The following is a 6054-nucleotide window of genomic DNA, read 5'->3' as shown; positions in this document are numbered from 1 at the left end:
GGGTGATCTTGGTCGAGAACCCGTATACCAGGAGCTTCGTCGTTGTGCAGAACCGTTCAACACACGGTCGCATCCGTCAGGTTGGAAGAGGCTCAAGGCCCCGCCCACCGGCACCGGGACCACGGTCTTCCCCGGTGACCAGGCCCCTCCGAACCCTCCGGCGGTCGCCGACAATCAGGCTCCTCGGTCTTCTTCGTCGAAGTGGTGCACGATGATCCACTTGTCGTACTCCTCGTCGGACACGGCGCACATGGTCCGCCCGTCCACGGAGACGGCCAGGAACTCCTCGTGGCCGGCGCCTGCCAGGAGGCGGGAGGGCAGGTCGGCTCCGACGGGGTCCTTGATGCGCACCCAGCCGCGCTCGAAACAGCCCCTGCCCGGCACCAGCATGCAGAACTCGCCCTCCTCGTCCACAAGTCGGGCCGACGTGGTCAGTGAGTTCCACCGGCGGTCCAGCTCTGCCGCGGCATCAGGGTGCGCGTGGCCGACCGTGGTGGTCGGCTTCACCTCGTACCCCGCGAAGGCGAGGTGGGCCCGGCGGACGTCGGGCAGACGCGGTGACCTGTCGAAGTCCTGGACCCGGAGGCCGCTCGCTTCGAGTTTCCGGTACCAGTCGGGCATGGGGTGGGACACGAGGACGTCCCCTTCCCGAAGCACTTCGAGCGGCCCGCCGGACAGGAGGACCGCCGCGCTGTGCGGGGGGTCGACGAACTCCAGGGAGCGCCGGAACCTCTCGATGACCTCCAGCGTGAGCGTGACTTCGGGGTCCACCGTGTCCCGGTCCCGCTCCGGTACGAAGACCTGCCCGACTCCGGCGATGCCCTCGATGCAGCGGATGACACAGACTCCTCCGTCGGCGCCGTCGCCCGCTCCCACCACCTCGTGGATCTGCAGCCTGCTGAAGAGGGCCGGGCTCTCGGAGGCAGGCATGGTTCCCTCCCGGGGCGGTGATCTCGGCTGTGGTCGGCACCAGACTGGCGTCAGGGCGCCAGGGCTCGCAAAGCCTTTCCCGGCCGGAGAAGAAATTTCCCGGCGGCTGTCACACACTCCTCCCCGCCTCCGTCAGTGCAGTGTCCGGCTCGGTCGAGGCGGACAACGGGAAGGCCTAAGGAGCCGAGATGTTCGCCGAGATGTCCACCACCGCCATCGTCGTCACCGCCGTCGCCGCGTTCATGGCCGGCTTCTCCGGGGCATCGATCTTCGCCAAGGCCAAGTTCGTCGTCGAGCCGCTCGCCGAGTACGGCGTGCCGCGGTCCTGGTGGAACCTGCTCGGGGCCGCCAAGGTCGCCGGGGCCGTCGGGCTCGTCGTCGGGTTCTACGTCCCGGTCATCGGGACCCTCGCCGCCATCGGGCTGATCCTGTACTTCGCCGGGGCCGTGATCACCGTGCTGCGGGCCCGCGCGTACGGGCACGCCCCCTTCCCGCTGATCTACATGGCGCCCGCCGTCGCCGCCCTCGTCCTGACCTGGTGACGCGAGCGCACGGAAAAGGCCGCCGGCCCGGATGCATACCGGGACGGCGGCCTTTCTCGTACGTCGGAGCGTCAGTCCTTCTTCGGGTCCTCCAGGCGCGGGAACAGCACCGCGCCCTTCGTCACCGTCGCGCCCGCCGGGAGCAGGCCCCACGTCGCCGAGGACCGGACCGGCTGCTCGGCCAGGGCGCCCAGGGACGCCTCGGCGCCCAGGGACTCCCAGAGGGCCTGCGAGGTCTCCGGCATGATCGGGTTCAGGAGGACGGCGACCGCGCGGAGCGACTCCGCGGCCGTGTAGAGGATCGTCGCCAGGCGGGCCCGGCCCTCCTCCGACTCGTCCTTGGCCACCTTCCACGGCTCCTGCTCCGTGATGTAGCCGTTGACCTGCTTCACGAAGTCGAAGATCGCCAGGATGCCGGCCTGGAAGTCCAGCTCCTCGCCGATCTTCGCGTCGGCGGTCGCGACGGCCTTCGCCAGGCCCTCGTGGATAGCCTTCTCCGCGTCGCCGTCGGCTGTCGAGGCCGGCAGCTCGCCGCCGAAGTACTTGCCGACCATCGCGGCCACACGGGACGCGAGGTTGCCGTAGTCGTTCGCCAGCTCGGACGTGTAGCGGGCGGTGAAGTCCTCCCACGAGAACGAGCCGTCGCTGCCGAAGGCGATCGCCCGAAGGAAGTACCAGCGGTACGCGTCCACGCCGAAGTGCGAGGTCAGGTCCTGCGGCTTGATGCCCGTCAGGTTCGACTTCGACATCTTCTCGCCGCCGACCATCAGCCAGCCGTTGGCCGCGACCCGGCCGGGGACCGGCAGGCCCTGCGCCATCAGCATCGCCGGCCAGATCACCGCGTGGAACCGCAGGATGTCCTTGCCGACCAGGTGCACGTTCGCCGGGAACGTCTCCTCGAACTTCGCCGGGTTCTCGTTGTAGCCGACGGCCGTGGCGTAGTTCAGGAGCGCGTCGACCCACACGTAGATCACGTGCTTCTCGTCCCACGGCACCGGGATGCCCCAGTCGAACGTCGAGCGCGAGATCGAGAGGTCCTGAAGGCCCTGCTTGACGAAGTTCACGACCTCGTTGCGGGCCGACTCCGGCTGGATGAAGCCCGGGTTCGCCTCGTAGAACTCAAGCAGCTTCGGGCCGTACTCGCTCAGCTTGAAGAAGTAGTTCTCCTCCTTGAGGATCTCCACCGGCTTCTTGTGGATCGGGCACAGCTTGGTGCCGTCCTCCGCCTCGATGAGGTCGCCGGGGAGCTTGAACTCCTCGCAGCCCACGCAGTACGGGCCTTCGTACCCGCCCTTGTAGATCTCGTCCTTGTCGTACAGGTCCTGCACGAACTCCTGGACGCGGTCGGTGTGACGCTTCTGCGTGGTGCGGATGAAGTCGTCGTTCGCGATGTTCAGGTGCTCCCAGAGGGGCTTCCACGCCTCCTCGACGAGCTTGTCGCACCAGGCCTGGGGCGTGACGTTGTTCGCCTCGGCCGTGCGCATGATCTTCTGACCGTGCTCGTCCGTGCCGGTGAGGAACCACACCTTCTCGCCGCGCTGACGGTGCCAGCGCGTGAGCACGTCGCCTGCGACGGTCGTATAGGCGTGGCCCAGGTGAGGAGCGTCGTTGACGTAGTAAATGGGGGTCGTGACGTAGAACGCCTTCGCCCCCTGCTTCTCGGATCCAGTGGCCGCCATGGTCGAAATCCTAACGGTCGGACGTAGATCCACTCACATCCATATGCGAGGGGGGAGGGAGGATGGGCGACATGCGTGTACTCGTAGCCGAGGACGAGCGGGACCTCGCCGCGCTCCTCGCCACCGGCCTGCGGCGGGCCGGGTTCGCCGTCGACACCGTCCACGCGGGGGACGAGGCCCTGGACCGGCTCGGACTGTACGCATGCGATCCCGGCCGGGATCCCGGCCTCGGTCCCGTCGGCGGTGCGCCGTACGACGTGCTCGTCCTCGACCGCGACCTCCCCCGCGTCCACGGCGACGACGTGGCCCGGCGGCTCGTCGCCGCCGCGGTGCCCACCCGGATCCTCATGCTCACCGCCTCCTCCGCCGTCGAGGACCGCGTCGACGGGCTCGACCTCGGCGCCGACGACTACCTCGGCAAGCCCTTCGACTTCCCCGAGCTCGTCTCCCGAGTCCGCGCGCTCCGGCGCCGCTCCGCCCGGCCCGCGCTTCCGCCCCTCCTCGTACGCGACGGCCTCGTCATGGACACCGTCCGGCGGACCGCCGTCCGCGACGGGCGGGACCTCGACCTGTCCCCGAAGGAGTTCTCCGTCCTCCAGCTGCTCCTGGAGGCCGACGGCGCCGTCGTCTCCGCCGAGGAGCTCCTCGAACGCGCCTGGGACGCCCACGCCGACCCCTTCACCGGGGCCGTACGGGTCTGCATGAGCAAGCTGAGAGGGAAGCTCGGGGAGCCGGGGCCGATCCGGACCGTGCAGGGCGTGGGGTACGTGCTGTGAGCCGCCCGGGGCTCCTCGGGGCCGGGTCCACCATCCGTACCCGCATCGCGCTCGTCTACGGCGCTGTCTTCCTCGTCCTCGGCGCCGTCCTGCTGCTCGTGGTGAACCTTCTGGTCAGGGCCGGTACGGACGCCGACGCGGACGCGATCGTCGCGCAGGCGGACGGCGACGGGCTCGCCTTCGGCGAGGCGTACCGGATCGGCGACGACATCCGCAGGGCCGTCGGCGAGCAGATGCTCATGTGGTCGTCGCTGGCCCTCCTCGTCATGGCCTGCGGTGCCGTCGTCGTCGGCTGGTGGACCGCCGGGCGGGTCCTGCGGCCCGTCCACGACATGACCGCGCGGGCCCGGCGGCTCTCCGAGCGGAACCTCGACGAGAGGCTCGCCGTACGCGGTCCCGACGACGAGCTCAAGGAGCTCGGCGACACGATCGACGCGCTGCTCGGGCGCCTGGAGGCCGCCTTCGACAGTCAGCGGCGGTTCATCGCCAACGCCTCCCACGAGCTGCGCACCCCGCTCGCCACGCAGCGCGCCGCGATCCAGATCGGGCTCGACGACGACTGCGAGGTCCGGCAGGTCCTCCTCGACGCCAACCGGCGCAGCGAGCGCCTCATCGACGGGCTGCTGCTCCTCGCGCGGAGCGAGCGGGGGCTCGCGGAGCGGGAGGAGGTGCGGCTCGGGGACGTCGTCGCCGAGGAGCACGCGGGCGCGTGCGTGGTCGCCGACGGCGGTGTCGTACGGGGGAGCCGGGTGCTGCTCGGGCAGCTCGTGCGGAACCTCGTCGCGAACGCGGTCGCGTACAACGTGCCGGGGGGTGACGTGGCCGTACGCGTCGCGGACGGGGTCCTGACCGTCGTCAACACCGGGCCCGTCGTCCCGGAGGAGGACCTCGACGGGCTCTTCGAACCCTTCCGGCGGGGGGAGGGGCGGGACCGGACGGGGCCCGGCGCGGGGCTCGGGCTGTCCATCGTGCGGTCGATCGCGGGGGCGCACGGGGGTGCGGTGCGGGCGGTCGCGCGGGGTGCGGCGGAGGGGGGCGGGCTGGTGGTGACGGTGACCCTGCCGGTCACCGTCACCACCGCGTCCGTCCCGGCCTAGAACTCCAGACCGGCGAGGAGGCCCCGGTAGAAGGCCGCGTGCGGGGTCTCGACCGGGGTCGCGCCCGCGAAGTACGTCGCCGTACGGGGGGTGCCGTCGAGCTTCCGGACGTAGTCGAAGGCCTTGTTGTCCTCCTCGCCCCAGACCACGAACCGCCAGTTCAGCGGCTTGGCGGCGGCCTCGGCGAGGGCCTGCGTGGCGGCCGTCTTCGACTCCGGCGCGCCGTCCGTCTGGAACACGACGAGCGCCGGGCGGGCCGGGTCGTTCTTCTCGTGGTGGGCGAGGACCTCTTCGACGGCCCGGTGGTAGTTGGTACGGCCCAGGCGGCCGAGGGTGGCGTTGACCTCGTCGATACGGGTGGGGGTGAGGTCGGCCGGGGTCAGGTCGACGGTGCCGTCGATGTCCGTCGAGAAGAAGACGGTCGTGACGGTGGCGTTCTCGTCGAGGTGCGCCGCGAGGGCGGTGACCTGCTCGGCGAGCCGCTGCACGGAACCGTCCTTGAAGTACCCGCGCATCGACCCGGACCGGTCGACCACGAGGTACACGGCGGCCCGCGCGCCGGCGAGCTCCTGCTTCTCGAGCTGCGCGCCGGCGGCCTTGTAGGCGTCGACGAGGTGGGGTGCGGCTGCCTTCAGGGCGGGGAGGGGGACGGCGGGGGCGGCGGCGACCTCGCCGGCCGGGGCCTCGTCGGCCTGAGCCTCCGGCTCCGGGGTGGTGCCGGCCTCGGCCGCCGCGACGGCGACCTCGGCCTGCGCCTCGTCGTCGGCGCCCGCCTCCGGCTCCGCCGTGGCCTCGGGCTCCACCGCGACGGCGACCTCGGCCTGCGCCTCGTCGGCAGCTTCCGCGTTCGTGTCGTCCGCGACGACGGCCGCCTCCGGCTCGGCCTGGGCCTGGTCCGCCGCGGCGTCCGCCGGCTCTGTGGCGACGGCCTGCGGCTCGTCGGCAGCCTCCGCTTCCGGTTCCGCCGGGGTCGCGTCGTCTTCGACGGCGGTGTCGGCGTCCGCCGTGACGGCCTCCGGCTCGGCCGGGG

6 protein-coding genes are annotated in these 6054 nt (G+C 71.2%); 3 read left to right on the top strand and 3 right to left on the bottom strand.

Translation table 11 applies throughout. The features are described from left to right. Nucleotides 1-174 precede the first annotated feature (174 nt). Nucleotides 175-930 carry a hypothetical protein gene (locus tag ACFYX3_RS23900; RefSeq protein ID WP_389016673.1) on the bottom strand — a complete coding sequence of 252 codons (756 nt, stop codon included), beginning with the start codon at nt 928-930 and terminating at the stop codon, nt 175-177. 188 nt (nt 931-1118) lie between these two features. On the opposite strand from ACFYX3_RS23900, the gene ACFYX3_RS23895 reads away from it, so the two are divergent. Then, on the top strand, nt 1119-1472 hold the full coding sequence (locus tag ACFYX3_RS23895; RefSeq protein ID WP_246532581.1) for a DoxX family protein: 354 nt from the start codon (nt 1119-1121) through the stop codon (nt 1470-1472). A 71-nt stretch (nt 1473-1543) separates the two neighbouring features. On the opposite strand, the gene metG is transcribed toward ACFYX3_RS23895, so the two are convergent. After that, nucleotides 1544-3151, bottom strand: a complete 1608-nt coding sequence (metG, locus tag ACFYX3_RS23890) for a methionine--tRNA ligase (protein WP_389016668.1) — start codon at nt 3149-3151, stop codon at nt 1544-1546. 71 nt (nt 3152-3222) lie between these two features. Between metG and ACFYX3_RS23885 the strand changes: the two genes are divergently transcribed. Both ACFYX3_RS23885 and ACFYX3_RS23880 read left to right on the top strand, forming a co-directional pair. After that, the gene (locus tag ACFYX3_RS23885; RefSeq protein WP_389016665.1) at nt 3223-3927 is read left to right on the top strand and encodes a response regulator transcription factor; all 705 of its coding nucleotides are present in this window, start codon (nt 3223-3225) and stop codon (nt 3925-3927) included. Then, nucleotides 3924-5024 carry a sensor histidine kinase gene (locus ACFYX3_RS23880; protein ID WP_389016662.1) on the top strand — a complete coding sequence of 367 codons (1101 nt, stop codon included), beginning with the start codon at nt 3924-3926 and terminating at the stop codon, nt 5022-5024. The genes ACFYX3_RS23885 and ACFYX3_RS23880 overlap by 4 nt, the downstream gene beginning before the upstream one ends. Here ACFYX3_RS23880 and ACFYX3_RS23875 read toward each other — a convergent pair. Continuing rightward, nucleotides 5021-6054, bottom strand: a 1034-nt coding sequence (locus ACFYX3_RS23875) for a VWA domain-containing protein (protein ID WP_389016659.1), incomplete at its 5' end; no start/stop codon positions are given. The two genes, ACFYX3_RS23880 and ACFYX3_RS23875, sit on opposite strands and share 4 nt — an antisense overlap.

It is taken from the genome of Streptomyces sp. NPDC002463 (assembly GCF_042889835.1).
Taxonomy (GTDB): domain Bacteria; phylum Actinomycetota; class Actinomycetes; order Streptomycetales; family Streptomycetaceae; genus Streptomyces; species Streptomyces nymphaeiformis.
This window is presented reverse-complemented; position numbering and strand designations above follow the sequence as displayed.

What these genes read in the sequence shown, in the direction of transcription:
- ACFYX3_RS23900 (WP_389016673.1), bottom strand. Translation starts at nt 930, where the DNA reads ATGCCTGCCTCCGAGAGCCCGGCCCTCTTCAGCAGGCTGCAGATCCAC.
- ACFYX3_RS23895 (WP_246532581.1), top strand. Translation starts at nt 1,119, where the DNA reads ATGTTCGCCGAGATGTCCACCACCGCCATCGTCGTCACCGCCGTCGCC.
- metG (WP_389016668.1), bottom strand. Translation starts at nt 3,151, where the DNA reads ATGGCGGCCACTGGATCCGAGAAGCAGGGGGCGAAGGCGTTCTACGTC.
- ACFYX3_RS23885 (WP_389016665.1), top strand. Translation starts at nt 3,223, where the DNA reads ATGCGTGTACTCGTAGCCGAGGACGAGCGGGACCTCGCCGCGCTCCTC.